Raw genomic sequence first — 26,505 nt, forward strand, 5'->3', positions numbered from 1 at the left:
AAAAACCGCCCTTGAAGGGCGGTTTTTTTATGCGGCTGCGCACGCAACGAGATGCGCGCCGCAGATACGCGGCGGTCGCGAGTCGGCGCGCTTCCGGCGTAGAGCCGGGGATAGCTTACTCCGCCGCGGCCGCCGCCATGCCGCCGACCACCGCATTGAAGCCGCTGTCGACGTGCACGATCTCCGCCGTGACGCCGGCCGCGAGATCCGACAGCAGGAACGCCGCCGTATTGCCGACCTGTTCGATCGTCACGTTGCGCTTGAGCGGTGCATTGTCTTCGACGAAATCGAGAATCTTGCCGAAGCCTTTGATGCCGCTCGCCGCGAGCGTCTTGATCGGGCCCGCGGAAATGCCGTTCACGCGTACGCCCTTGTTGCCGAGCGAGACCGCGAGATACCGGACGCTCGCTTCGAGCGATGCCTTCGCGAGACCCATCGTGTTGTAGTTCGGAATCGCGCGCTCGGAGCCGAGGTAGGTGAGCGTGAGCAGCGCCGCGTCGTTCGACAGCATCGGCTGCGCGGCTTTCGCGAGCGCCGCGAAGCTGTACGCGGAGATGTCGTGCGCGACGCGGAAATTCTCGCGCGTCATGCCGTCGAGGAAGTCGCCGGCGATCGCTTCGCGCGGCGCAAAGCCGATCGAGTGAACGAGGCCGTCGAGGCTGTCCCAGTGCTGCTTGAGCGAGGTGAAGAGACCGTCGATCTGCGCATCGTCGCCGACGTCGCACGGGAAGACCAGGCTGCTGCCGAACTCGGTGGCGAACTCGGTGATGCGATCCTTGAAGCGATCGCCGACATACGTGAACGCGAGTTCGGCGCCTTCGCGCTTGCAGGCCTGCGCGATACCGTAAGCGATGGAACGATTCGACAGCAAGCCAGTCAGCAGGATACGTTTACCAGCGAGGAAGCCCATGAATTCTCCTAATGAGGTCGGTGCGCCGCATGTCCGCCTGGAGCGGTCGTGCGCGGGATTTTGGGTAGAATTCTCTCACATTGCAATGGGCGGGCCCTGGCGTCGCGTTTGATATCACCGCGACATCGCGTTTGTTACCGCGTTTGTTACCGCGTTTGTTACCGCGCTTGTTACTGCGCTTGTTACTGCGCTTGTTACCGCGCCTGGTACCGCGCTTGTTACCGCACCCGGCACCGCCCCTTGCACGTCCAGCACTCTCTTCGAACAAGGCACCATGACGCTCGACTCACGATGGCTTGAATCCGTTCGCGCGCCGATGCGCATCGTGTTGCGTGCGCTGTTCGATGAGAAGGGCGCTGCGCGAATCGCGAACAAGCGGAGCGCATGGGTGTTGTTCGCTTCGCTTCTCTTCACGCCACCGGCCTTCGCCGCGTACGCGATCGCGCAATACGGCCAGCCGAAGTACCCGCCGGACTTCAAACACTTCGATTACGTGAACCCCGATGCGCCGAAAGGCGGCACCCTGGTGCTCGCGAATCCGAACCGGCAGACGAGCTTCGACAAGTTCAATCCGTTCACGCTGCGCGGCAATGCGGCGCCCGGCATCGACGTGCTGTTCGAAAGCCTGACCACCGGCAGTTCGGACGAAGTCGCCTCCGCCTACGGTCTGCTGGCGGACGACATCAATGTCGCGCCCGATGGTCTGTCGACCACCTTCCATATCAATCCTCGCGTGCACTTTTCGAACGGCGATCCGGTGACCGCCGACGATGTGAAGTACTCGTTCGACACGTTGAAAAGCCCGAAAGCCGCGCCGCAATATGCCGCATATTTCGCCGAAATTTCGCGCGCGGTGGTCGTCGATGCGAGCACGATCCGCTTCGAGTTCAAGCAGCGCGATCGCGAACTGCCGCTGCTGGCGGGCAGCATGCCGGTGTTTTCGCGCAAGTGGGGCGTGAAACCCGACGGCAGCCGCGTATCGTTCGATCAGCTCGCTTTCGAAAAGCCGATCGGCAGCGGACCGTATCTGATCGAGCAGTACGACAATGGCCGCAACATCACCTACAAGCGCGACCCGAACTACTGGGGCGCGACGTTGCCGGTGCGCGTCGGCATGTTCAATTTCGATCGCATCCAGTACAAGCTGTACGGCGATCCGACTGCGCGGCTCGAAGCGTTCAAGGCCGGCGAGTACGACGCGCTCGTCGAATACATCGCGCGCAGCTGGGTGCGGCGCGACGTCGGCAAGAAATTCGACGACGGCGAACTGATCAAGCGCGAGTTTCCGCAGCACAACGGCACGGGTATGCAGGGCTTTATCCTGAACCAGCGGCGCCCGCTGTTCCAGGACGTGCGCGTGCGTGAGGCGCTCGATCTCGCGCTCGACTTCCAGTGGCTCAACCGGCAACTGTTCTATAGCCAGTACAAGCGCCTCGACAGCTTTTTTGCGAATACCGACTGGCAGGCGAAAGGCTTGCCGTCGCCGGGCGAACTGAAGCTGCTCGAGCCATACCGCGCGCAACTCGAGCCTTCGGTGTTCGGCTTGCCGCCCGTGCAGCCCGATACCGATCCGCCCAGTTCGCTGCGCGCGAATCTGCTGAAGGCGCGCGAGCTGCTGGCGCAGGCGGGCTGGACCTACCGCGACGGCGCGTTGCGAAATGCGAAAGGCGAGCCGTTCGAATTCGAGATTCTCGACGATTCCGGCTCCGCGCAGAGCTTCGAGCCCGTCATGGCGCCGTATATCCGTAACCTGCAAAAGCTCGGCATCACGGCGCGCACACGCGTAGCGGATTTCGCCGTCTATCAGAAACGTCTCGACGCCTTCGACTTCGATGTGACGACGCTGCGCTATCCCGATACACAGGTGCCCGGTTCCGATATGGTCGACCGCTTCGGCAGCAAGGCCGCCAGCGAGCCCGGCTCGGGCAATCTGATCGGTCTCAGGTCGCCGGCCGTCGATGCGATCCTGCGTGCGCTCGTCGGCGCGCAGACGCTCGACCAGCTGAGCGATGCGACGCATGCGCTCGACCGCGTGCTGATGCATGGTTACTATGTCGTGCCGCAGTGGTACAGCGCGACACACCGGGTCGCGTTCAAGCGCGGGCTGGCATGGCCGAAGACCCTGCCGCTGTACTATTCGGCGGAAGGGTGGATCGTGTCGATGTGGTGGTTTGCGCCACCTCTGTCCGCACAACAGCCTGCGCAACGATCTGTGCAACGATCTGTGCAACAAGCGGCACAGGCCTCGCACTAGCGCGCCGCCCGGTAAGCGCGCCGCGACGCCCGGTTTTCGCCACACCCTCGCAACGCCTTTCGATCGACTGCCTCACCCCACCGGATCGCCACCATGTGGAGCTACATCCTCAAACGTCTGTTGCTGATGATCCCGACACTGATCGGCGTGCTGACCGTCACGTTTATCGTGATCCAGTTCGTACCGGGCGGCCCCGTCGAACAGGCCGTGCACGAACTGCGCCGCAGCAGCGCGGAGGGCGGCACGCCGTTCGGGCTGCGCGCGCATAGCGGCGTCGACGCGCAGCAGGTTGCGCAACTGAAAGCGCTATACGGCTTCGACAAACCGCCGCTCGAACGCTACTGGCTCATGCTCAAGCGCTTTTCGCGCTTCGATCTCGGGCAAAGCTATTTCCGCCATCAGAGCGTGTGGTCGCTGATCGTGCAGAAGCTGCCCGTGTCGATCAGTATCGGGCTCTGGACGTTTTTCCTGACCTATCTGATATCGATCCCGCTCGGCATCGCCAAGGCCGTGCGCAACGGCTCGCATTTCGACGTGGCGACGAGTTTTATCGTGCTGATCGGTTACGCGATTCCGGGTTTCGTGCTCGGCGTGCTGCTGCTCGTGCTGTTCGGCGGCGGCAGCTTTCTGCAACTGTTTCCGTTGCGCAATCTCACCTCGGACAACTGGGATCAGTTGAGTCTGGTCGGCAAGGTGCTCGATTATCTCTGGCATATCACGCTGCCGATCGTCGCCTCGGTGGTCGGCAGCTTCGCGGTCGTCACGATGCTCACGAAGAACTCGTTTCTCGACGAGATCCGCAAGCAGTATGTGCTGACCGCGCGCGCGAAGGGCCTGTCCGAGCGCCGCGTGCTGTGGAAGCACGTGTTTCGCAATGCGCTGCTGCCGCTCATCGTCGGCTTCCCGGCCGCGTTTATCGGCGCGTTCTTCACCGGCAGCCTGCTGATCGAGACGCTGTTCTCGCTCGACGGTCTCGGCCTGCTGTCGTACGAGTCGGTGACGCGGCGCGACTATCCGGTCGTGCTCGGCACGCTGTATCTGTTCACGCTGATCGGTCTCGTCACCAAGCTGATTTCCGATCTCTGCTACGTGTGGGTCGACCCGCGCATTCAATTCGAACAACTGGAGCGCTGACTTGAGCCGCGTCCGTACCGATGCCGAACCGATTTCGCGCGACACGCCGGTGCGCGCGTTCGTCTCGCCCACGCCCGCGCGTCGCGTGTGGATGCGTTTCAGAAAGCAGCGGCTCGGCTACTGGAGTCTGATCGTCTTTATCGTCGCGTTCGCGGCGAGCCTCGCGGCGCCGCTGTGGTGCAACGACAAGCCGATCGTGGTCCGCTACGACGGCCATTTGTATTTCCCGCTCTTCGAGACGTATCCGGAAACCACCTTCGGCGGCGATTTCCCGACGCCCGCCGATTATCTCGACCCGTATATCCGGCACCGCTTCGAGCTGAACGGCAACTTCGCGGTCTATCCGCCGAATCCGTACTACTACGACACGCTGAACTATTTTTCGAAGGTGCCGAATCCGGCGCCGCCGTCGCGCGACAACTGGCTCGGCACCGACGCGCAGGGCCGCGATCTGGTCGCGAGGCTCGTGTACGGCTTTCGCGTGTCGGTGGAGTTCGCGCTCGTGCTGACGCTGATCGGCACCGTGCTCGGCGTGCTCGCGGGCGCGGTGCAGGGCTTTTTCGGCGGCAAGACCGATATCGTCGGCCAGCGGCTGATCGAAATCTGGAGCGCGCTGCCGGAGCTCTATCTGCTGATCATCTTCGCGTCGATCTTCGAGCCGGGCTTTATCCTGCTGATCGTGCTGCTGTCGCTGTTCGGCTGGATCGGCCTGTCCGACTACGTGCGCGCCGAGTTTCTGCGCAACCGTCAGCAGGACTATGTGCGCGCCGCGCGCGCGATCGGACTGTCGAACTGGCAGATCATCTGGCGCCATGTGCTGCCGAATAGCCTTACGCCTGTCATCACGTTTTTGCCGTTTCGCATGAGCGGCGCGATCCTCGCGCTGACGAGCCTCGATTTTCTCGGCCTCGGCGTTCCGCCGCCGACGCCGAGTCTTGGCGAGCTGTTGTCGCAAGGCAAGGCGAACCTCGACGCGTGGTGGATCTCGATGTCGACGTTCTGCGTGCTGGTCGTCACGCTGATGCTGTTGACCTTTATGGGCGACGCGCTGCGTAACGCGCTCGATACGCGTCTGTCGGATGCGATGCGCGCCGGAGGCAACCAGTGAGCGACGCGATGCCAAACCGGCGCGATCCACACGAGCCGCACGATGCCGATGCGCCGCTGCTGGAAATCGACCATCTGAACGTGCGTTTCGGCGACACGATCGCGGTCAACGACGTCTCGCTTTCGATCGCGCGCGGAGAACGCGTTGCGCTGGTCGGCGAATCGGGCTCGGGTAAGAGCGTGACCGCGCTGTCCGTTTTGCGTTTGCTGCAGGATGCGCAAACGAGCGGCGCGATCCGCTTCGACGGCGAAGACCTGCTCGCGAAAAGCGAGCGCGCGATGCGCGGCCTGCGCGGCTCCGATATCGCGATGATCTTCCAGGAGCCGATGACGGCCCTGAACCCGCTCTTCACGATCGGCGAGCAGATCGCGGAAACCATCGTGCTGCATGACGGCGTGTCGGCCGCCGAGGCGCGCAAGCGCGCCGTCGAACTGCTCGGGCGCACGGGCATCGACGAGCCCGGCAAGCGGGTCAACAGCTACCCGCATCAGCTCTCGGGCGGGCAGCGGCAGCGCGCGATGATCGCGATGGCGCTCGCGTGCCGGCCGCGCCTGCTGCTCGCCGACGAACCGACCACCGCGCTCGATGTGACGATCCGCGCGCAGATCGTCGAACTGCTGCTGGACCTGCAACGCACCGAAGCGCAAAAGCGCGGCATGGCCGTGCTGCTGATCACGCACGATCTGAACCTCGTGCGTCATTTCGCGCAGCGTATCGCGGTGATGGAAAAGGGCGTGCTCGTCGAAAGCGGACCCGTCGAGCAGGTGTTCGAAGCGCCGCAGCATCCGTACACGCAGCGGCTGCTCGAAAGCCGTCCGCGGCGCGAGGTGGTGCCCGTGCTGCCGATCGCGCCGGTGCTGCTCGATGCGCGCGAGGTGTCGGTCGACTTCAGGACGAAGCTGCCCGGCATGGCCGGCTGGTTCCAGTCGGGCCGCTTTCGCGCCGTCGACGACGCGACGATCATGGTGCGCCAGGGCGAGACGCTCGGCATCGTCGGCGAGTCGGGCTCGGGCAAGTCGACGCTCGCGATGGCGCTGCTCGGCCTGCAGCGCGTCACGCGCGGCGCGATCGAATTTCAGGGCAGGGCGCTCGCGAGCTACCGCGGCCGCGAAAGGACGGCATTGCGCTCGAACCTGCAAGTCGTGTTTCAGGACCCGTTCAGCTCGCTGTCGCCGCGCTACACGATCGAACGGATTGTCGGCGAGGGCCTGGCGCTGCATCAGCCGCAGCTCGACGCGGCGGCGCGCCGCGAGAAGGTCGTGTCGGTGTTGCGCGAGGTCGGCATCGACCGCACCGCGCTCTACCGTTATCCGCACGAGTTCTCGGGCGGCCAGCGGCAGCGGATCGCGATCGCGCGCGCGCTCGTGCTGGAGCCGCGCATTCTGATTCTCGACGAACCGACCAGCGCGCTCGACGTGTCGATCCAGCAGCAGGTGCTGAAGCTGCTCGCCGGCTTGCAGAAGAAATATAACCTCGGCTTTATATTTATCAGCCACGACCTGGCGGTGATCGGTGCGATGGCGCACCGTGTCGCGGTCATGAAAAATGGTTCGATAGTCGAGAGCGGCGACGTTGAGAAAATTTTTGCGTCGCCATCGCATCCTTACACCCGAAAGCTGCTGAACGCCGCGTCGGGTGGTGAAAATTCACTGTTGTAACCAATTGTATGTCTTTCTCAATTGTATTTTTCTATTCCTTTTGACACTTGAATACTTACTGGCTAGTATCGACCAAACTTTTTTCCTAGTCCTCTGATTTTTAGGCAAAAACTACCGACCAATGCAGCACCGATCTCTACCCCAGGCTTGTACGCGCGTCGTCGCCGGGATGTTCATTGGCGTACTGATGGTGGCAGCTTCCGGCGCTTTTGCCGACGCATTTGCCGACGAAGTAAGCAGCTTTAACCAGAATGCCGCATTTTCGACCCCCACGAGTTTCTCGGGCGCCGGGTCGAGCTTCCTGATTCCCTCGGTTTCCTCCAGCAGTGCGTCCGGCAATGCGTCGGGCTCGACGTCGTCTTCATCGTCCTCTTCGTCTTCTTCGTCTGGCACGCCGCCGAGCACCGGCGGTGCACGCTCGTTCCTGTCCGGCGTCGCCGGCAAGGCGGGCGACGTGGTCGTGGGCGCGCTGAACCTGATCGGCGTGCGCTACCGCTGGGGCGGTTCGTCGCCCGATTCCGGGCTCGATTGCAGCGGTTTCGTGCGCTACGTGTTCCAGGACACGCTCGGCATGGCGCTGCCGCGCCGCGCCGAGGAAATGAGCCGCGTCGGCGAGAAGGTCCGCGTGGCCGACCTGAAACCGGGCGACCTCGTGTTCTTCAATACGATGCGCCGCACGTTCTCGCACGTCGGCATCTATATCGGCGACAACAAGTTCGTGCACTCGCCGTCGACGGGCAGCACGATCCGCGTCGACGACATGGACGACGCGTACTGGGAAAAGCGCTTTACCGGCGCACGCCGCGTCGAGACGTCGTTCTCGCCCGACCAGCAGCAAGATTTGCGTCAGCGCGTCAGCGCGACGATCGGCGGCGGCAACTAACCCGTCGCCGACCCGTTGTCGGTTGTCCGGCAGCGCGTTGTTCGAATAACGAAAGGCCCGCTTGACCGGAATCGACCGGCAGCGGGCCTTTCGTTTTGATGCCGCGTTTATCCGGAAGAAACCCGGCGCATCATCCCGCGCTGTCTCAAACGGCCAGCCGGCTCGCCGCCAGCTTGCGCTGCAACTCCGGCATGATCTTCGCGACCGCTTCCTCGCCGGCGAGGATCGCCGCATTGCGCTGCCCGAAATCGCCGCTGCTCATCGCCGCGAGATTCGGGCGGATCACGACATCCGCGTATTTGTCGAGCTCGTAGGCCTTGATGGTCTGGCCCATGATCGTGAAGGTCTGCATCAGCACGTCGAACGAGCTGTCGGTAAGGCCGGTTTCGGGCCGCGCGGAGATATCGACCGCGATCACGAAGTCGGCGCCCATCTTGCGCGCGAACGACGCCGGCACGGGGCTTACGAGGCCGCCGTCGACATACTCGTGCGCGCCGATCTTCACGGGTTCGAAGAGCGACGGCACGCTGCACGACGCGCGTACCGCGATGCCGGTATTGCCGCGTTGAAACAGGATCGGCTGGCCGGTTTTCAGATCGGTCGCGACGACACCGAGCGGCTTCGCCATCTTTTCGATCGGCCGGTTATCGAGCGTCGTGTTCAGGTAGTTTTGCAGCGCCACGCCTTGCAGAAAACCGCGTGTGCGAAACGGCATGGCCCAGTCGCTGATCGACGCTTCGTCCATTTTCAGCGCGAGGCGATTGAGCGCGAAACCGTTCATCCCCGACGCGTACAGCGCGCCGACCACCGAACCCGCGCTCGTGCCGCACACGAGATCCACCTCGATATTGCGTGCCTCGAGCGCCTTGATCACGCCGATATGCGCAAAGCCGCGCGCGGCGCCGCCGCCGAGCGCGAGCGCGACGCGCAGCGGCCGCGGCTTGACGACAGGCGGCGCGAGTGTTGCCGCACTGGACGCGGTGCTGTCGGACGGTTTGACCGGTTCGGGTGGTTTGTTGCCGCCGGGCAGCGCGCAGGCGCTCAATACGGCGGACGCCGCCGCGATCGAAAAGTGGCGGCGCGAAAGACGGGGCGAGGACTGTTTCAACGAATTCTCCAGCCGGCGGCATGCGTGCGGGCCGCGGCGCGCACATCATAAAGCAAAGCGTTCGGCGTGCGACAAATCGGCGAGACACATATCCAATCGTGATTGAAGGGCAAAGGTATAATTCGCGTCTTCGCATTTCATTCGCCGCCCGCGAGCCCCCATCGTGACTGCCTCCACCGATACCCCCGCACAGACCCCCGCGAGCCACGTTCGCACCCGTTTTGCACCGAGCCCGACCGGCTTCATCCACCTCGGCAATATCCGCTCCGCGCTGTACCCGTGGGCGTTCGCGCGCAAGTCGAAGGGGGTGTTCATTCTGCGTATCGAAGACACCGACCTCGAGCGCTCGACCGAGGCATCGGTCGACGCGATTCTCGAAGGGATGGCGTGGCTCGACCTCGATATCGACGAGGGCCCGTTCTACCAGATGCAGCGCATGGACCGCTATCGCGAGGTGCTGCAGCAGATGGTCGAAAAGGGGCTCGCGTACCCGTGCTACATGTCGACCGAAGAACTCGAGGCGTTGCGCGAGCGTCAGCGTCAGGCGGGCCTGAAACCGCGCTATGACGGCACGTGGCGCCCCGAGCCCGGCAAGGTGCTGCCCACGCCGCCCGCGGGCGTGAAGCCTGTCCTGCGCTTCCGTAACCCGCTGACGGGCGTCGTCGCGTGGGACGATGCGGTGAAGGGCCGCGTCGAAATCTCGAACGAGGAACTCGACGATCTCGTTATCGCGCGTCCGGACGGCACGCCGACGTACAACTTCTGCGTGGTCGTCGACGATCTCGATATGCGCATCACGCATGTGATTCGCGGCGACGATCACGTGAACAACACGCCGCGCCAGATCAACATCCTGCGGGCGCTCGGTGGCGAAGTGCCGGTCTACGCGCACCTGCCGACCGTGCTCAACGAGCAGGGCGAGAAGATGAGCAAGCGGCATGGCGCGATGAGCGTGATGGGCTACCGCGATGCCGGTTATCTGCCGGAGGCGGTGGTCAACTATCTCGCGCGTCTCGGCTGGTCGCACGGCGACGCGGAGATCTTTTCGCGCGAGCAGTTTATCGAATGGTTCGACCTCGAGCATCTGGGCAAATCGCCCGCGCAATACGATCACGACAAGCTCAACTGGTTGAACAACCACTACATCAAGGAAGCGGACAACGCGCGCCTTGCCGATCTGGCGAAGCCGTTTTTCGCGGAGCTCGGGATCGACGAGGCGACGCTCGCGAAGGGCGCCGATCTGCCCGCGGTCATCGGTCTGATGAAGGATCGCGCGTCGACGGTGAAGGAGATTGCGGCCACAGCGGCGATGTTCTATCGCGAGCCGGCGCCGGAAGCCGAAGCGCTCGCGCAGCATGTGACCGATGCGGTGCGTCCGGCGCTGGCCGAACTCGCCGACGCGCTGAAGACCGTCGAGTGGACGAAGGAAGCGATTGCCGCGGCCATGAAGGCGGTGCTCGCGTCGCAGAAGCTGAAGATGCCGCAGCTCGCGATGCCGGTGCGGCTGCTCGTGGCCGGTACGACCCATACGCCGTCGATCGACAGCGTGCTGCTGCTGTTCGGCCGCGAGACGGTGGTCAGCCGTATCGGCAAGGCGCTGGGCTGAACCGCCGGAGTCGTCGAACCCGTCGAACCCGTCGATACAAAAGGTATTTACAAAGCGCGATTTGATGTCTAAAATCTCGCTTCTGTTCTGCAAGGGGGTATAGCTCAGCTGGGAGAGCGCTTGCATGGCATGCAAGAGGTCAGCGGTTCGATCCCGCTTACCTCCACCAACACAGGTCAGCAGACAGAGTCAAACAAGTACCGCGCTTCAAACACAACAAGCCCCGAACAATCCGTCGGGGCTTTGTTTTTTCTACGGCCGGTTTTCGTCGCGCGTGTCGTCGCGAACGCCGCCTACGGCGCCAGCCGCGTGAATACGAAATCGTGATTTTTCACACGCGCCTGATGGCACGCGAAGCAGGTCTGATGCTGCGCGATATCGGCCGGCTGCCCGTTGATAAACCTGCCGAAGCCCCAGCCGCCTGAATCGCGATAGCGCTTCGAGTCCTTCACCATCACCTGCACGGTGGTCGCGGCGCCGGGTACCGAAGCCGGTTCGAACTCTGCGGACGGCACGCGCTTCCATGCAAGTTTCACGAGGATCGACCCATCGGGAAACGGCAGTGTATTTTTCTCGAGCGCTTTCATCGCCACCGGATTGCCGAGCACGATACGCAGTTCGTTGAGCGGATCCGCTTCCTCGGCCGGCGCGACAAACTGCCATTTCCTGTAGCCGTGCGGAATCGTCACGCCGTAGATTGGCGACGCTGCTTCGGCATGCATATCGTTCGCGGCGAACGACGGCGTCGTCAAGGCAAGCGACAGCAGCAACGCGGCAACGAGGCCACCTTGGGAACGCTTCATGGCGAGCTCCTTTTTCTTCTGTGGATGTCCGGAAGTTGCACACGCAACCCATCGGTGTGGATTGCCAGGTATCAGGCGAGAGTAAAGCGGTGCGGTGAGCGTGTACTGTTATCGTACCGGGCGCGCGCCATCGGCGCCGGCATCGCCGCGTGCGCCGCCACCGGCGGCCCCGCTGCCCGTAGCGGATCGCGCATTTGGCCCGCCGGCTTCATCGCAGCGAGGCAACTCGGCGACCTGCAGCACTTCGCCCGCCGACGCGCTTTCGACGAACGCGACCACGCCTTGCTTCGCCGACGCTGCGAGCGGGTAGCGACCGGTAATCCGCGCGTGGCCGCCGACGATCGGCACCGGCCCGAACCAGTTGCGCGTCACGCGATCGTGATGCAGCGTTGCGCCGGCGTTTTCGCCGCCCTTGACGTCGCTCTTCAACCCATCCTCATAGACCGCGACATACGCGAAGGCGTCGCCGGGAAGCGGCGTGCGCGCATCGACGCGCGCGTCGAACGCGACCGTGCCCGACGGCGACGTCTGCGCGCCGATGCGGATATCGGCCGGCGCCGGCTGCGCATCCAGCTGTTGCACGCGTTCGCCGAAGCTCGTGCTGCTGGACCAGCCGCGCATCTCTTGCCCGCCGACAAAGATCGCCGGCGTATAGACGATGTGCGAGCCGCCCTTCGAACTCAGATACTTCTGCCGCGCGGTAAACGCGGGTTGCGCGAAGCGATCGCGCCAGTCGGCGTTGTCCCAGTAGTCGACGTGCAGCGCGAGCGGCACGACCGCGTCGCGATGCCGCTCGCGGTTCAGTTGGCTCAGCCAGTTATCGGCGGGCGGGCAGCTGTCGCAGCCTTCGCTCGTGTAGAGCTCGACGAGCGCGACGCGATGCGCGGGGCTGGCGACGCTGCACGCGCGCTCGGGCGCGGCGTGAGCGGTGACGGCGATGCCTGAAACAAGGAGTGCGGCGTGCGCGAGGCAGGTCGATATCCGCATGGCGAGATCCCATAAGCGTTGTTCGTGCACGCATTGGAACGTATGCACGTATCTGGCTTATGTCCGGATTGCCGCGGTGGGCCGCGAAAGCGCGCGGCTGTGTATCCGTATCGCGTGCGGATACATTGCGATACAAAAAAGAAGGGCGCGCCTATCGCGCGCCCTGCAGAAAGGACCGTGATACGAAGCGCGGCTTGCCCGTTAAGCGAGCACGCATTGAAATGCGTGCTCGAAACACGCTTAAGCCGAGTGCTTCTTCGCCTCGTCGCGCCAGTAATGTTGCTGCTTCCAGCCGAGCAGGCGCTTCAGCTTTTCATTGCTGAGCAGCGTTTCGAACTCGCCCAGTTTTTTCTTCACGGGCACGTCCGGATAGTAGCGTTTGATCAGTTCGGCGCTCGGCACATCGGACGACACATCGTCGGCGGCGATGTTCATCACCTCGAAGCCGAGCCCGTCCTTTTCGATCGCGAGACGGCATGCGTTCGCCAGATCGCGCCCGTCGATATAGCTCCATGCGATGCGTTTGCGCATGCCCGGGTCCTTGAGCCATTCCTTGTTGAACTTCGCATAGTCCTCGGGATCGAGCACGTTGCCGATGCGAAAGCAGTAGATGTCCGAGCCCGTGCGCGCGTGAAACGCCTTCGCGGTCACTTCGTTGATCACCTTCGACGTCGCGTAGCTGTCCATCGGGTCGACCGGATATTCCTCGTCGAGCGGGAAGTACTGCGGGTTGCGATGCCGGTGCGCGAACACGACGCCGTACGTCGTTTCGCTCGACGCCACGATTACCTTGCGGATACCAAGCTTCGACGCCGCATCGAGAATGTTGTACGTGCCCATCACGTTGATGCGGAACACTTCGTTATCGGGCGTCACCATGATGCGCGGGATCGCCGCGAAGTGGACGATCGCGTCGATCGGCTTCGGCTCGAGGTCGTCGACGAATTCGGCCGGCGCGGTGCTCGACGCGAGCGCGTTGAACACCTGGCCTGCGTCGGTGATGTCGGTGATCAGCGTGCGCGCGGTGCGCTTCGCCATCGGCACGCGGTCGAGGTTCATCACTTCATAGCCGTGCTCGACGAGATCCTCGACGACCCACTTGCCGGCGAGGCCGCTGCCGCCGGTCACTACCACTCGCTTCGTCATGCGTTTTGCTCCTTGTAAGGATGTTGGAGGGGCCGGACTCGCTTTTTGCCGGGCTTTCGCCCGCACGTCGCGGTTCGGACCTTACCCGAAGCTTAGCGAGTTCCCGGCGAAACGGGTGTGACGGACGTCATAGTTGGCCCCGGGACAACCCCAATAGGTTTGTATGACGCCCGTCACAGTTTCCTGGCGCGGTATGCACCTAAGATCATCGCGATGTCGGGCGCAGCAGATACCGAACCGCAGCAGACCGAGCGAGAGCGAGGAGACGTCCGTTGAGAGCCATCCCGTCGAAGACCGAAGCACCCGCCGTGCCGGCGCCGCTTGCGATGCTGCGCGCCGGCCTGCGCATCCGCGAGCTGAATATTCTCGCGGTGCTGATCCTGGTCGGCGTGCTGATTAGCGTGTTCTCGCCGTATTTCCTGACGACCAACAATCTGATGGGCGTGTTTCGCTCGTTTTCGCTGACCGCGATCATGGCCGTTGGGATGATGCTCGTCATTATTACGGGCGGCATCGACCTGTCGGTCGGCTCGGTCATGGGCCTTTCGTCGCTCGTCACCGCGTTGTCGTTTCAGCATGGCCTCGGCGCCTTCGCGGCGGTCGCGGCGGGTCTCCTGACCGGGGTGATCGTGGGCGCGTTCAATGGCTTGCTCGTCACGCGCATCCAGCTGCCGCCGTTTATCGCGACGCTCGGTACGCTCAGCATCGGGCGCGGCCTCATGTACATCATCACGAAAGGCGTGCCGGTCACGCCCGACGTGCCCGACAGTTTTACCTATATCGGCCAGGGCTATATCGGCTTTATTCCGTTTCCGGTTGTCGTGATGGCGGTGCTGGCCGCGTGCTTTTCGGTCGTGATGCGGCGCACGCGGTTCGGCCGTCATGTCTACGCGACGGGCGGCAATGAAACGGCGGCCTTGCTAAGCGGCGTGCGCACCGCGCGCGTCAAGTTCACGGTCTATGCGCTGTCGGGCGCGATCGCGGCGCTCGCCGGCGTGATCAGTTTCTCGCGCTTCGTCTCGGCGGAGCCGGCGGCCGGCTTCGGCGCGGAACTCGACGTGATCGCCGCGGCGGCGATCGGCGGCGCGAGCCTGTCGGGCGGCGTCGGCAGCGTCGAGGGCGCGATTATCGGCGCGGCGCTCGCCGGCATCATCACGAATGGCGTGGTGCTGCTCAATATCGACACCTACGCGCAGCAGACCATCACCGGCTGCGTGATCCTGATCGCAGTGAGCATCGACATCTGGCGGCTGCGCCGCAAGGGGCGATAGCCTGGCTCGCCGGGCGAGCTCGCGCGTGCTGTGAGCCTGAGAGGGGTGCAAAAAGGCACCGATGAATAGTCGATAAACGACCGATAAAACATGGAGACGAACATCATGCAACCGAACCTGCTTCGCGCGGCGCTCGCCCAAAGCCTGCTGGCGATGCTCGCGCTCAGCGCGAGCGCGGCCCATGCGAAAGATGCGAAAGATATTTCGATCGCGGTGATCCCGAAAGTCGCCGTGCCGTTCTTCGACGACTGCAATAACGGCGCGCAAGCAGAGGCGACGAAGCTCGACGTCAAGTACCAATGGGTCGTGCCGCAGAACACCCAGGGCTCGACGCAGGTGCAGATCATCGAGGATCTGATTTCGAAGCATGTCGATGGCATCGCGATTTCGGTCAATGAGCCGAAGTCGGTCGAAAGCGTGATGAAGCGCGCGGAAAAAAGCGGCATCAAGGTGCTGACCTACGATTCGGATTCGCCGAAAAGCGGCCGCTCGATGTATATCGGCACGAGCAACGTCGCGGCCGGCGAGGCGATGGCCGAGACCATGGCGAAAGCGTTGAACGGCAATGGCGATGTGGCGGTCATCACCGGGCAACTCGGCGCGGTGAACCTCAACGAGCGGATCGCGGGCATCAAGCAGGGGCTCGCGAAATACCCGGGCATCAAGATCGTCGAAACGCAGGGCACCGACGACGATCTCGCGAAGGGCGTATCGGTGGTTGAAACGACGCTGCGCGCGCACCCGCAATTGAAGGGCATTTTCGGCGTGAGCCAGGTCGGCGGGCCGGCGGTCGCGAAAGTGCTCAACACCCGCGAATTCGGCGCGATGAAGGGCAAGCTCGAAGTGCTCGCGTTCGACGATCTGCCCGATACCGTGAAGGGCGTTCGCGACGGCACGATTCAGGCCATCATGGTGCAGCGGCCGGTGACGATGGGCAAGCTCGCGGTCGAGCACCTCGTCGCGCAGATTCAGGGTACCGAAACGCAGGCGAAGGATATCGACACCGGCGTGACGGTCGTGACGAAGGACAATCTCGGCAGTTACACAAAGTAACTGCGCACAGTAACTGCGCAAAGCAACCGCCAGACAGGCGCAAGGCCAACGATGAAGCCGTTCCTTGAAGTTCGCGATATCTCGAAGACGTTCCCCGGCGTGCGCGCGCTCGATCGCGTCACGCTGCAGGTCGCGCGCGGCGAAGTGCTCGCGCTCGCCGGGGAGAACGGCGCCGGCAAGAGCACGCTGATGAAAATCCTGACCGGCGTGCTCGCGCACGACGCGGGCGGCGAAATACGCGTGGAAGGCGAGCCCGTTGCGTTGCGCGACGGCCATCACGCGCGCGAGCTGGGGATCGGCATCATCTACCAGGAGCTGTCGGTCGTCGACAACCTGAACATTGCGGAGAATATCTTTCTGGCGCGCGAGCCGCGCACCCGCTTCGGTCTGATCGACCGCGCGAAGATGAACGACGCGGCGCGCACCTTGCTCGATACGATCGGCATGGCGCTCGATCCGCGCACGCCTGTCAGCGAGCTTAGCGTCGGGCAAAAGCAGATGGTCGAGATCGCCAAGGCGATTTCCTGCGATTCGAAGATCATCATCATGGATGAGCCGACCGCCTCGCTGAGCCACCACGAAACGCGCATTCTGCTCGATCTGATCAAGCGGCTGCGCACGCAGAACATCGGTATCGTCTATATTTCGCATCGGCTCGATGAACTGTTCGAACTGGCCGATCGCGTGACCGTGCTGCGCGATGGCTCGACGGTCGGCAGCGCGCCGATCGCGGAAGTCACACGCGAGTGGCTCGTGCGCAAGATGGTCGATCGCGAACTGAGCGACCTGTATGCGGTAGCGGAATCGTATGCGACGCGCGAGGTCGTGCTCGAGGTGCGCAACCTGTCGCTGCGTACGCGCGATCATGCGCCGGCGCGGATTCGCGAGATCAGCTTTGCCGTGCATCGCGGCGAGATTCTCGGCATCGCGGGCCTCGTCGGCTCGGGGCGCACCGAGATCATGGAGATGATCTTCGGCATGCGGCCGTGCACGGGCGATATCTTCATCGGAGGCACGAAAGTGTCGATCGCGCGGCCGCACGATGCGATCATGCACGGCATCGGTTTCGTGACGGAGGACCGCAAAGGGCAGGGGCTCGTGGCCGGCATGAGCATTCGCGAGAATTTCAGCCTCACGCATCTCGAAGCGTATGCGCCGTTCCAGTTCGTGCGGCGCGCGGCCGAAGACGAGCGCTGCCGCCAGTTCGTGCGCACGCTTGGCGTCAAGACGCCGTCGATCGAGCAGAAGGTGATCAATCTCAGCGGCGGCAATCAGCAGAAAGTCGTGCTCGCGAAGTGGGTCGCGCGCGAGCCGCGCGTGCTGATCGTCGACGAGCCGACGCGCGGCATCGATATCGGTGCGAAAGCGGAAGTGCATGCGCTGCTCGGACGGCTGGCCGCGCAAGGCATCGCGATTATCGCGATCTCGTCGGATTTGCAGGAAGTGCTCGCGATCAGCGACCGGATCCTGGTCGTGCGCGAAGGGCGGTTGAACGGCATGTTCGAGCGCGCGGAAGCGTCGCAGGAACGTGTGATGGCGGCGGCCACGGCCTAGCGTGCCTGTGGCCACGCAGCAGATTTTCAAACGGAGACTGAATCAAGATGACCACGATTGTCGTAGTGCATACGGGCCCGGTGACGGTGCAGCCGCTCAAGGACCAATTCAAGGATCAGCTGCCTGACGCGCGCGTGATCAATATCGTCGACGACAGCCTGCTCAACGATGTGCGCGCAGCCGGCCATCTGACGCCCGAAGTCACGCAGCGCATGTACTCGTATATGTCGAACGCGCAGGCGATGGACGCCGACTACATCCTGAATGCGTGCTCGTCGGTCGGCGAGGCGGTCGACCTGCTGCGCGGCATGATTCGCACGCCGATCGTCAAGGTCGACGAAGCGATGGCGCTCGAGGCGAGCCGCATCGGCGCGCGCATCGGTGTCGTGGCGACCGTGAAGACGACGCTCGAACCGACCGTGCGGCTGATTCGCAAGAAAGCAGCCGAGCAGAAGCGCGAGGTGACGGTGGTCGAGCGCGTGGCCGAAGAGGCATTCGAGGCGCTGCTCGCGGGCAACAACGAGCGGCACGACGAGATTCTCAAGCGGACCATCGTCGGGCTTGCCGAAGAAGTGGATGTGGTGGTGCTCGCGCAGGTCTCGATGGCGCGGCTCGTGCCTTCGCTGGGCGAGACGCGCGTGCCGGTGCTGTCGAGCCCGAAAAGCGGCGTGAAGATGCTGATCGACGCGTTAAAGCACGCGCGATAAGCGAAGCGATCGACGCGAGCGAGACCAACCGTCAAGCGAGGCCACTCGGGCGGGGCAGGCAAAGCCCGCGCAAACCCGGACAAACGTCGGGCAAACCCGGGGTGAACCCCGGGGTGAACCCCGGATCAGGCCCGCGCGAGCGGCGCTTTGTACGCGTGATCCTGGTTCGCCGGTTTCGACGCGGCGCCGGCCGCCGTTGTCGCGGTCACCGCCGGTGCGACCACGCCGGCGGCAGCCGGCATCGCGAACCCCGGCAGGAACTGCGCGACGAACGCCGGCGTCAGCACGATCTTGCGTTCATGCGTATCGACGAGGCCCTCGGCCTTGAGGTCGCTGAAATGCCGGTTCACCGATTCGCGCGACGTGCCGATAAATTCCGCGAGCTTGTCCTGCGCGATCGAAAGATCGATGAGCACCGCGCCCGTGCGTTCGCCGTGCACGAACGGTGTGCCGATCTGTGTCGCGAACATCGAAAGGATATTGACGAGGCGCTTGCGCACGTCGTGCAGCGACAGGTTCTCGATCAGCTTTTGCGCTTCCTGCCAGCGCTGATGGTGGCTTCTGAGCACGAACTGATTGATCGCGTCGTAGCGCGTGAGCAGGTCCTTGAAGTCGGCCTTGCGGATATAGCAGATACGGCTTTCCGCGAGTGTCTGCGCGTAGTGCGAGTAGTTCGCTTCGTTGAGCACGTCGCCGTCGCCGAAAATCATGCCGGCCTTGATAAACGACAGCGTGATTTCCTGGCCGTCTTCGGTCAGACGATAAAGCCGCACGTGGCCGACTTTCAGCAGGTACACGCATTCGCTGCGGTCCTCGGGCCGATAGATCAGCGCGTTCTTGCGCAGGCTGCGGTGATCGCTGAAGGCCGGCATCACCTCTTCGAGGCAATTGCGTTCGATCAGCGAGAGAAGCTCGCTTTTTCCGACGAACCACATCGCTTGTCTCCTTCTTTATGTCCCATGCCGCAGTGCGGAGAGTGGGCGGCGCGGCGTTCGCGCTGGCCGCCCGCTTGCCGGGTATTCTAACCAGCGTGCACGCAACGCGCTGTGAAGACGCGAAGTGGTTCGGTCGATCGATGTAAGCGAAATGTAGGAACGGCGCGTGGCGCGCGGACCGCGTCGGCTCGAGGCCGCGCCTCAACCCGCGTACCGCGGCTCCGGCAATCCTTTCACACCGAGCCCTGTCACCGCGAACAGCCCGCCGCGTTCGCGCTCTTTCTGCGGAATACCCCACATCGGGCGACCCATCGACGTCACATAGAGCACGTCGAGATTCGGGCCGCCGAACATCACGCTCGTCAGATTGCGTACCGGAACCGGCACGATGCGGTCGATGCTGCCGTCCGGCGCAAAGCGCAGAATCCGTCCGCCGAAGACCAGCGCGCTCCAGATATAGCCTTCCGCATCGACGGTCGCGCCGTCGAACGTGCCCGCCATATTGCGCGCCGACGCGAACACACGGCGATTGGTCGCCGCGCCTGTTTCGATGTCGTAGTCATAGGCGTACATGAGCCGGTCATAGGTGTCGGTGAAGTACAGCGTGCGATTGTCGGGGCTCCAGCAGGGGCCGTTCGAGCAGCTGATGCCGCGATCGAGACAGGTCAGCTTGCCGTTCGTGCCGAGCTGATAGAGGCCGCCGCTGCGCGTCGGACGCTGGCCGCGATCGGCGTCGTAGCGGTCGAAGTCGTAGGCCATCGTGCCCGCGACGAAGCGGCCGCGCCGGTCGACCTTGCCGTCGTTGAAGCGCGTCTCCGGATCGTCGCTTTCGGGGTCGGCGATCAGCCGCACGGTCTGCGCGTCGAAATCGTAGAAGTGCAGGCCGTTCGCAAGCGCGACGACCGCGCCGCCGTGTTCGCACAGTGCCATCGATCCGATATGCGTCGGCACGAAAAAGCGCTCGACGTGACTGCCGTCCGCGCGGCAACGGTAGATTTCGGCGGCGGTGCTGTCGATCCAGTACAGACGCTGTTCCTTGACGTCCCACAGCGGACCTTCTCCCAGATGGTTGTTCGCATCGACCAGCAGGCGGGTTTCGATCATGAGTGGCTCCATCGTTCGGTGTTGGCGGGTGTTGGTGCGTATTGGTGCGCGGTTGGTACGTTGTTGGTACGTTGTTGGCGCACTGTCGGCGCGCGGTTGGCTGGCTGTTCCCGCCGCGACGGTTGTTATTGACCTTCGTCCGTGTCGTCCTGGCGCCGGTGCGCGAGCAGCGCCATCAGGCGCCGGTCGCGCCAGCGGCTGCGCGCTTCGATCTCCGCACGCGGCAAGCGCGCCTGACGTTCGGCTTCGAGCTTCGCGATCGTCGCGGGCGACCAGTCGAACGGCATCCGTTCGCGCGCGAGCCCTTTGTAAAGGCCGCCGTAGCGTTGCGCGTAATCGACGACGCCGCCCGGCGCGTTCAGGTCGATCGTCTCGAACGGCCCCATGAACGACCAGCGCAGGCCGAGGCCGTCGCGCATCACGGTGTCGAGGTCGGCCGCGTTCGCGTAGCCCTGTTCGTAAAGGCTCAAGGCTTCGTCGAGCAACGCGCCTTGCAGGCGATTCAGCAGAAAACCCGCGATTTCGCCTTCGACCAACACCGGCTTCTGGCCGACCGCTTCATAGAGCGCGCGGGCGCGCGTCAGCGTGTCGGCGGCGGTCCATGGCGCGCCGCATAGCTCGACGAGCGGTACCAGCGAGGGCGGATTGACCGGATGCGCGACGAAGCAGCGCGCGCGGCCGGCGAGCGATTCGGTGAAGGTCGAAGCGGGCAGGCCGGAGGTCGAACTGGCGAGCAGCGCGCTGGGGCGCGTCAGGCGGTCGAGTTCCGCGAACATCGTACGCTTGAGCTCGAGCTGCTCGGGGATGTTTTCCTGCACGAGTTCGGCATCGCGCACGGCGTCGGCGAGCGTCGCGCAAGGCGTGATGCGCGCAGCGATGACGTCGGGCGTTGCGTCGATCAGGTTGAAGCGCGCGAGATCCGCAAGGCTGTCGCGAATCGCGGGCAGCGCGTTGTCGAGCATCGCACGGTTCGCATCATGCAGCTTGACGCTCAACCCCGCGCGCGCGAAGACGATCGCCCATGCGCGGCCGATGCGGCCCGTGCCGATGATTGCGATGGGGCCGGCGGGCTTGCCGTTGCCTCGCCCGGCAGTTCGATTCGATTGCTTCGGATTCGCCATCGATCACCTCGTCGTGGGCGGCGTGTGCCGCGTGGGTGTTGCCGCTTGCGTGACCTGTCTTGGGGTCTTATTCCCCGGGTTTTATCCCCGGGTCTTATCCCCGAGTCTTATCCCCGGGTCTTATCCCTTACGATCGCGCAACGTAATTACCGCCGCGAGCACGACCAGCCCGTTAATGATGTCGCGCACCGCGGGCGGCACGGTGGTGCCCGCGAGCAGCGTGCCGAGCGCCGTGAGCAGCAGCGCGCCGCCGAACACGCCGAGATAGTGGCCGCGGCCGCCGGTAATCAGCGCGCCGCCGACCACCACCACCGCGATCGACGGCAGCAGATACGGATCGCCCATCCCAAGAAACGCCTGGCTGCTGAAGCCCGCGAGCAGCACGCCGACAATCGCCGAGCACAGCGCCGACAAACAATAGACGGCGACGAGCGTCGCACCGACGCGCACGCCCGACAGCTTCGCCGCGACCGGCGAATTGCCGACCGCATACACACGCCGGCCGAAGGCCGTGCGATGCAACAGCAGCAGCGCGACGGCGAGCACGAGCGGCACGCTCCACGCGGCCAGCGACAGCGGACCCGCGCGGTCGTTCGTGAAGCTGCTGATGGCCGATGGCGCCCAGCCTTGCGGCGAGCCGTTGCAATAGATCAGCGTGATGCCTTGCAGCAGGCCGTTGGCCGCCAGCGTCACGACGATCGGCGGCAAGCCGAGCACGACCACGCCGATGCCGTTGAAGAGGCCCACCACGAGACCCGCGGCGAGCACGGCGGGCACGGCCCACCAGGCGGCTTCGTTGACGCCATGCGTGAAGCCCGTGAGCAGCACGCCCGACATCGTGATCAGCCACGGCACCGACAGGTCGAGGCCCCCGGTCAGAATCACCGCGCCCTGCCCGAGGCCGAGAATCGCGAGGAACAACGTGAGCGTGAGCAGGCTGCTGTAGAAATTCGAACTGACGAGCACGCCGGGCCCGTACACCACGCCGGTCATCGCCACGACGCCGAAAAACAGCAGATACGCGGGCACGATGTACTTCGCCCACTCGCGATTGCGCTCGATCCAGTCGGTCAGCCAGCGTCCGGAAAGCTCGGTGTTCGCGATCGGTTTGAAGTGCTCCACTTCGAACGCGACGCGGCGCGCGCGATCGGGTCCGTTGCGGCCATGTCGCGCTCGCGTGCCCGTGCGCCACGCCTTGAACCACTGCAGCGCGTGCCGCGCGCTTTCGTGCGCAGCCGATTGCTTCCCGATCGACGAGCCGAGCACCGCGAGAATCAGGATCAATGCTTCGGCGATCGTCGTGAAGAATGCGGACACGTTGAGCACGAGCAGGATATTGACGGTCACCATCAGCGTCATCGCCGCGAACACGGTGCCGACACAGCCGCCGCGTCCGCCGCCGAGCCACGTGCCGCCGAGCACGACCGCGGTGAACATCGACAGCAGCAGCGGGCGTCCGACGAGCGGATCGGCCGAGCCGGTTTGCGCGGACACGTACAGGCCCGCGAGCGCATAGAACATGCCGGCGATCACATAGGTCGTAATGCGGTAGCGCGTGACGGGCGCGCCGTTCGCATAGGCGCTATCGGGATCGCTGCCGATCGCATAGAGGCCGACGCCGAAACGCGTGCGCCGGATAAACCCCCACACCAGCAGCGCGACGATCAGGATGCCCGCCGACATCGGCAGCTTGTCCGGAATCAGATCGGACGTGACGAAGCCCGAGAACTGGTCGCCGACACTGCCGCCCGGCTTGTTCTGGATCAGCAGCGTCAAACCCTGCACCATGAACATCGTCGCGAGCGTAACGACGATCGACTGCAGCCGGAACCAGGCGATCAGCGCGCCGTTGATGAAACCGACGCCGCCGCCGATCGCGACGATCAGCGCAGCGCCCGCCCATTGCTCGACGGGCGTGCCGTGCACGAAGCGCACCGCGAGCACGTTGGCGAGCGACAGCACGGCCGATGCGGACAGATCGAAGCCGCCGCTCAGCACGACGATGGTCTGGCCGATGGCGACCAGCGCGAGTGTCGCGGCGCTCGAAATCAATGAGCCGATGTCGTAGAGGCCGACCGGCGTCGCGGACAGCGCAACCCACGCGATCAGCATCGCGACCAGCGCGCCGATCGCGATGATCAGGCCGCGATAATGATCGATGCGGGCGCCGATACCGATGCGCGCGCCGGGCCGCACGACTTCGCTATCGGGAGAGGCGATTGCGTTGCTCATGATGTTTCCTTGTCACCTGAAGGGCGGGCTGCGCGCGCGAAGCGTAGTGCTCGCGGTTTAGCTCGCCAGCATCCTGCGCATGACGTTTTCTTCGGTCAGCCGGTCGCCGTCGAGCTCGGCGACGTTGCGTCCGCGGTACATCACCGAGACGCGGTCGCAGACGTTGACGAGTTCCGGCACGTCGGTCGAATAGAACAGCACCGCGCCGCCCGCCGCCGCGAACGCGCGCATCAGCACGAAGATCTGATGCTTGGTGCCGACGTCGATGCCGCGCGTCGGGTCGAACATCAGCCAGACGCGGCTTTGCGTGAGCAGCCACTTGGCCATCGCGATCTTCTGCTGATTGCCGCCGGAAAACGACAGGCACGGCTTGTAGACCGCGCGCGGGTTCACTTCCATCTGCGCGAGCACGCGTTCGATCGCCGCGCGTTCGCGCTTGCGGTCGATCAGGCCGAAGCGCGTATAGCGCTCGATGACCGGCAGCGAGATGTTTTCGCCGCCGGGCAGGCGCAGGAACAGGCCTTCGGTTTTGCGGTCTTCGGGCAAAAGGCTCGTTGCGACACCGGCCTTCAGCGAATCGGCGGTCGACGTCAAGGTGACGGGCTTGCCGTCGACGAGCATCTGGCCCGCGTCGATGTATTCGGCGCCGAACAGCGCCTCGAACAGCTCGCGCTGTCCCATGCCTTGCAACGCGGCGATGCCGTGCACTTCGCCGGCTTTCAGCGTGAGGCTGAAGTCGTCGACCACACCATCGACACGCACGTTGCGCAACTCGAGCGCGGGCGAGGGCGCGGTGAAGGTGGGCGGCGTTTTCGGCGGGTACTTCGCTTCCATCGAGCGGCCGATCACGAGGCGGATCACTTCGTCGTCGGAAATGTCCTTTGTTTCGAATGCGCCGACATCGCGGCCGTTGCGATAGATCGTGAGGCTGTCGCAGAACTCGCGCACCTCCTGCATGCGGTGCGAGATAAACACGAAGGTGACGCCGCGCGCCTTCATTTCGTCGATGCGGCGCGCGAGCCACGCAACGTCGCGGCCCGATAGCGCGGAGGTCGGCTCGTCGAGCAGCAGCACCTGCGGGGCGCGCACCATGGCTTTCGCGATTTCGATTTTTTGCCGCACCGGCAGCGAGAGGTCGCGTACATACGTGCCGGGACGCACGTCGGTCAGTTCGAGCTTGTCGAGCCACTGCGCGACGCGGCGCTGCGCTTCGGCGCGTTTGATGCGGCCGAGCAGCCCGGACGGCTCGTCGCCGAGCAGCAGGTTCTGCGCGACCGTGAGGTCGCGCACCAGCGTCATCTCCTGAAACGCGGTCTGCACGCCCGCGCGATGCGCGTCCTTCGGCTCGCGCATCTGCACGTCGCGGCCGAGTATCGCGATGCGGCCTTCGTCGGGGCGGATCAGGCCGGACAGCAGCTTGACCGTGGTCGACTTGCCCGCGCCGTTTTCGCCGAGCAGCGCATGCACGGCGCCGCGCCGCACGCGAAACGACGCGTTGTTCAGCGCGACCGTCGCGCCGAAGCGTTTCGTGACGTGCGCGACGTCGATCGCCCAGTGATCCGCGTGGGCTTCGCGAGATTCGGTCATGACCGTCATCGTGTGGACTCCGTGACTGCGGGTGGCGCGTGCTGCTCTTGCGTCGACCGTGTGCGGGTTTGGCATCGTCGTGCCCGCCGGCGCGGACACGACGATGCGGGGCTTAGTCAGGCGTGCCGTGTAACGCCGCATTGAAGCCGACTTCGCGCGTCTCTTCCGAATAGATGTCCGCGAACCAGCCCGGCGGCACCTTGTCCGGCGGGAACGCCGTGCAGCCCGCGCGCAATTCGTCGATCGAGCCGCTCTGGCACAGCTTCGATTGCGCGGTTTCGACGAGCGGAAGCTTCAGCGTCACGCGCGCGGGGAAGTCCTTGCCGTCGAGCTTCTGCACTGCGAGCTTGAGCGCCATCGCGCCGGAGTAGGGCGGCGCGCCATACGAGATCGAGCGGTAGCCGATCGCGCGATACGCGCCTTCGCCCTTCACGCTGCCGGGCGGCAGCATCTGCACGCGGTGGCCATTCGACGATTCGCCCGCGCACGGCTTGATCCTGTCGTCGGCAACGCCGGCGTCGAGCTGCATCGATGCGGCCGTGAAGCAGCCGACCTGCATCCACAAGCCATCGATCTTGTCCCAGCTGTTTGTCGCGAGAATCTTCGACAGTTCGGTCTTCGCGGTCGCCTGGCTCCACATGCCGGTGCCTTCCGCGATGATCTTGATGCCCGGATACTTCGCGAATACTTCCTTGGCGGCTTCGGTGCGCTCGCGGTCGACCGAGGTGCCCGGCACGCCGGTGATCATCACGATGTTGCCCTTGCCGTTCAGCGTCTTCGCCAGCCACTCGGCCGTGACGCGGCCGGCCTGATGCTGGTCGATCGCGACGTTGTGCGCGCACGGCTCGGTGACTTCGCCGTCGTACGCAACCACCACCACGCCCTTCGAGCACGCGTTCTTGATCGCGCGATTGAGCGCGGTCGGCGAGATCGGATAGATGACGATCGCCTTCGCGCCGGCCTGCACCATCGAATTGATCTGCTGGATCTGTTTTTGCGCGTCGGTGCCGGCGACCTGCACTTCGAGGTCGACCTTGTCCTTCAACGCGGGCGTCGCGGCCATCGCCTTGATCATGTTCGCCGCTTCGGTTTGCCAGTCGTTGCCGACGTAGCTCATCGACAGGAAGATCTTGTACTTGCCGGCGGCCGCGGCGCTCTGCGACAGCGTGAGCCCGCCGATACAGGCGGCCGTGAGCGTCGCGCCTAGCGCGGCGCCGCGTAGCAGCCGCCCCGCACGACCAAGGATGTGCGTCAAAACGTTCATGTCTGCCTCCAGATCCTGCAAAGGTTATGGTTCTTACGTTGTGTTTTCTTCGGTTATCGTTGTTTGTCGTGCTGCTGCTG

Annotated in this window: 21 protein-coding genes and 1 tRNA gene; 11 read left to right on the forward strand and 11 right to left on the reverse strand. The window is 64.2% G+C overall.

Annotated features, from left to right (window positions below; genetic code table 11):
- Window positions 1-115: 115 nt before the first annotated feature.
- The gene (gene fabI / locus ACYPXD_RS14130) at window positions 116-910 is read right to left on the reverse strand and encodes an enoyl-ACP reductase FabI (protein ID WP_459712205.1); all 795 of its coding nucleotides are present in this window, start codon (window positions 908-910) and stop codon (window positions 116-118) included.
- A 274-nt stretch (window positions 911-1,184) separates the two neighbouring features.
- Here fabI and ACYPXD_RS14135 point away from each other — a divergent pair, with 274 nt between their 5' ends.
- From ACYPXD_RS14135 to ACYPXD_RS14155, 5 genes are all read left to right on the forward strand, one after another.
- Window positions 1,185-3,164: an extracellular solute-binding protein gene (locus ACYPXD_RS14135; protein ID WP_459712207.1), complete on the forward strand. Its 1,980-nt coding sequence runs from the start codon at window positions 1,185-1,187 to the stop codon at window positions 3,162-3,164.
- 93 nt (window positions 3,165-3,257) lie between these two features.
- Window positions 3,258-4,298 carry a microcin C ABC transporter permease YejB gene (locus tag ACYPXD_RS14140; RefSeq protein WP_459712210.1) on the forward strand — a complete coding sequence of 347 codons (1,041 nt, stop codon included), beginning with the start codon at window positions 3,258-3,260 and terminating at the stop codon, window positions 4,296-4,298.
- A 1-nt stretch (window position 4,299) separates the two neighbouring features.
- Complete coding sequence (locus ACYPXD_RS14145; RefSeq protein WP_459712213.1) at window positions 4,300-5,406, forward strand: ABC transporter permease; 1,107 nt, start codon at window positions 4,300-4,302, stop codon at window positions 5,404-5,406.
- A gap of 8 nt (window positions 5,407-5,414) precedes the next feature.
- Entirely contained in the window at window positions 5,415-7,064 is a 1,650-nt protein-coding gene (locus ACYPXD_RS14150) for an ABC transporter ATP-binding protein (protein ID WP_459713310.1), read from the forward strand.
- A gap of 121 nt (window positions 7,065-7,185) precedes the next feature.
- Complete coding sequence (locus tag ACYPXD_RS14155) at window positions 7,186-7,947, forward strand: C40 family peptidase (RefSeq protein ID WP_459712216.1); 762 nt, start codon at window positions 7,186-7,188, stop codon at window positions 7,945-7,947.
- A 145-nt stretch (window positions 7,948-8,092) separates the two neighbouring features.
- On the opposite strand, the gene ACYPXD_RS14160 is transcribed toward ACYPXD_RS14155, so the two are convergent.
- Window positions 8,093-9,067 (reverse strand): patatin-like phospholipase family protein, encoded by a 975-nt coding sequence (locus ACYPXD_RS14160; protein WP_459713313.1) that lies wholly within the window; start codon window positions 9,065-9,067, stop codon window positions 8,093-8,095.
- 151 nt (window positions 9,068-9,218) lie between these two features.
- Between ACYPXD_RS14160 and gltX the strand changes: the two genes are divergently transcribed.
- Window positions 9,219-10,661, forward strand: coding sequence for a glutamate--tRNA ligase (gene gltX / locus ACYPXD_RS14165; protein ID WP_459712218.1), 1,443 nt, complete (start codon window positions 9,219-9,221; stop codon window positions 10,659-10,661).
- 93 nt (window positions 10,662-10,754) lie between these two features.
- Window positions 10,755-10,830: transfer RNA gene (locus ACYPXD_RS14170), tRNA-Ala, on the forward strand.
- A 124-nt stretch (window positions 10,831-10,954) separates the two neighbouring features.
- Here ACYPXD_RS14170 and ACYPXD_RS14175 read toward each other — a convergent pair.
- The 3 genes from ACYPXD_RS14175 to ACYPXD_RS14185 all read right to left on the reverse strand — a co-directional run bounded on the left by ACYPXD_RS14175 (window position 10,955) and on the right by ACYPXD_RS14185 (window position 13,597).
- Window positions 10,955-11,464: a cytochrome P460 family protein gene (locus ACYPXD_RS14175; protein WP_459712222.1), complete on the reverse strand. Its 510-nt coding sequence runs from the start codon at window positions 11,462-11,464 to the stop codon at window positions 10,955-10,957.
- Between the two features lie 108 nt (window positions 11,465-11,572).
- Window positions 11,573-12,451, reverse strand: a complete 879-nt coding sequence (locus tag ACYPXD_RS14180) for a DUF1223 domain-containing protein (protein WP_459712225.1) — start codon at window positions 12,449-12,451, stop codon at window positions 11,573-11,575.
- Window positions 12,452-12,691: 240 nt separating this feature from the next.
- Window positions 12,692-13,597 carry an NAD-dependent epimerase/dehydratase family protein gene (locus ACYPXD_RS14185; RefSeq protein ID WP_459712228.1) on the reverse strand — a complete coding sequence of 302 codons (906 nt, stop codon included), beginning with the start codon at window positions 13,595-13,597 and terminating at the stop codon, window positions 12,692-12,694.
- Window positions 13,598-13,869: 272 nt separating this feature from the next.
- On the opposite strand from ACYPXD_RS14185, the gene ACYPXD_RS14190 reads away from it, so the two are divergent.
- From ACYPXD_RS14190 to ACYPXD_RS14205, 4 genes are all read left to right on the forward strand, one after another.
- On the forward strand, window positions 13,870-14,868 hold the full coding sequence (locus ACYPXD_RS14190) for an ABC transporter permease (protein ID WP_459712231.1): 999 nt from the start codon (window positions 13,870-13,872) through the stop codon (window positions 14,866-14,868).
- 105 nt (window positions 14,869-14,973) lie between these two features.
- A complete protein-coding gene (locus tag ACYPXD_RS14195) occupies window positions 14,974-15,921 on the forward strand; it encodes a sugar-binding protein (RefSeq protein WP_459712233.1) in 948 nt (315 codons plus the stop codon).
- 51 nt (window positions 15,922-15,972) lie between these two features.
- Window positions 15,973-17,475, forward strand: a complete 1,503-nt coding sequence (locus ACYPXD_RS14200) for a sugar ABC transporter ATP-binding protein (protein ID WP_459712236.1) — start codon at window positions 15,973-15,975, stop codon at window positions 17,473-17,475.
- 47 nt (window positions 17,476-17,522) lie between these two features.
- Window positions 17,523-18,182 carry an aspartate/glutamate racemase family protein gene (locus ACYPXD_RS14205; RefSeq protein ID WP_459712239.1) on the forward strand — a complete coding sequence of 220 codons (660 nt, stop codon included), beginning with the start codon at window positions 17,523-17,525 and terminating at the stop codon, window positions 18,180-18,182.
- Window positions 18,183-18,307: 125 nt separating this feature from the next.
- On the opposite strand, the gene ACYPXD_RS14210 is transcribed toward ACYPXD_RS14205, so the two are convergent.
- The 6 genes from ACYPXD_RS14210 to ACYPXD_RS14235 all read right to left on the reverse strand — a co-directional run bounded on the left by ACYPXD_RS14210 (window position 18,308) and on the right by ACYPXD_RS14235 (window position 26,425).
- Complete coding sequence (locus ACYPXD_RS14210) at window positions 18,308-19,117, reverse strand: Crp/Fnr family transcriptional regulator (RefSeq protein WP_459712242.1); 810 nt, start codon at window positions 19,115-19,117, stop codon at window positions 18,308-18,310.
- A 201-nt stretch (window positions 19,118-19,318) separates the two neighbouring features.
- Window positions 19,319-20,221, reverse strand: coding sequence for an SMP-30/gluconolactonase/LRE family protein (locus tag ACYPXD_RS14215; RefSeq protein WP_459712245.1), 903 nt, complete (start codon window positions 20,219-20,221; stop codon window positions 19,319-19,321).
- Window positions 20,222-20,346: 125 nt separating this feature from the next.
- Window positions 20,347-21,342: a 3-hydroxyacyl-CoA dehydrogenase gene (locus ACYPXD_RS14220; RefSeq protein ID WP_459712248.1), complete on the reverse strand. Its 996-nt coding sequence runs from the start codon at window positions 21,340-21,342 to the stop codon at window positions 20,347-20,349.
- Window positions 21,343-21,462: 120 nt separating this feature from the next.
- Window positions 21,463-23,574, reverse strand: a complete 2,112-nt coding sequence (locus ACYPXD_RS14225) for an ABC transporter permease (protein ID WP_459712250.1) — start codon at window positions 23,572-23,574, stop codon at window positions 21,463-21,465.
- Between the two features lie 57 nt (window positions 23,575-23,631).
- A complete protein-coding gene (locus tag ACYPXD_RS14230; RefSeq protein ID WP_459712253.1) occupies window positions 23,632-25,161 on the reverse strand; it encodes a sugar ABC transporter ATP-binding protein in 1,530 nt (509 codons plus the stop codon).
- Window positions 25,162-25,273: 112 nt separating this feature from the next.
- A complete protein-coding gene (locus ACYPXD_RS14235) occupies window positions 25,274-26,425 on the reverse strand; it encodes a sugar ABC transporter substrate-binding protein (RefSeq protein ID WP_459712255.1) in 1,152 nt (383 codons plus the stop codon).
- Between the last annotated feature and the right edge of the window lie 80 nt (window positions 26,426-26,505).

The organism is Paraburkholderia sp. 2C, from assembly GCF_054589215.1.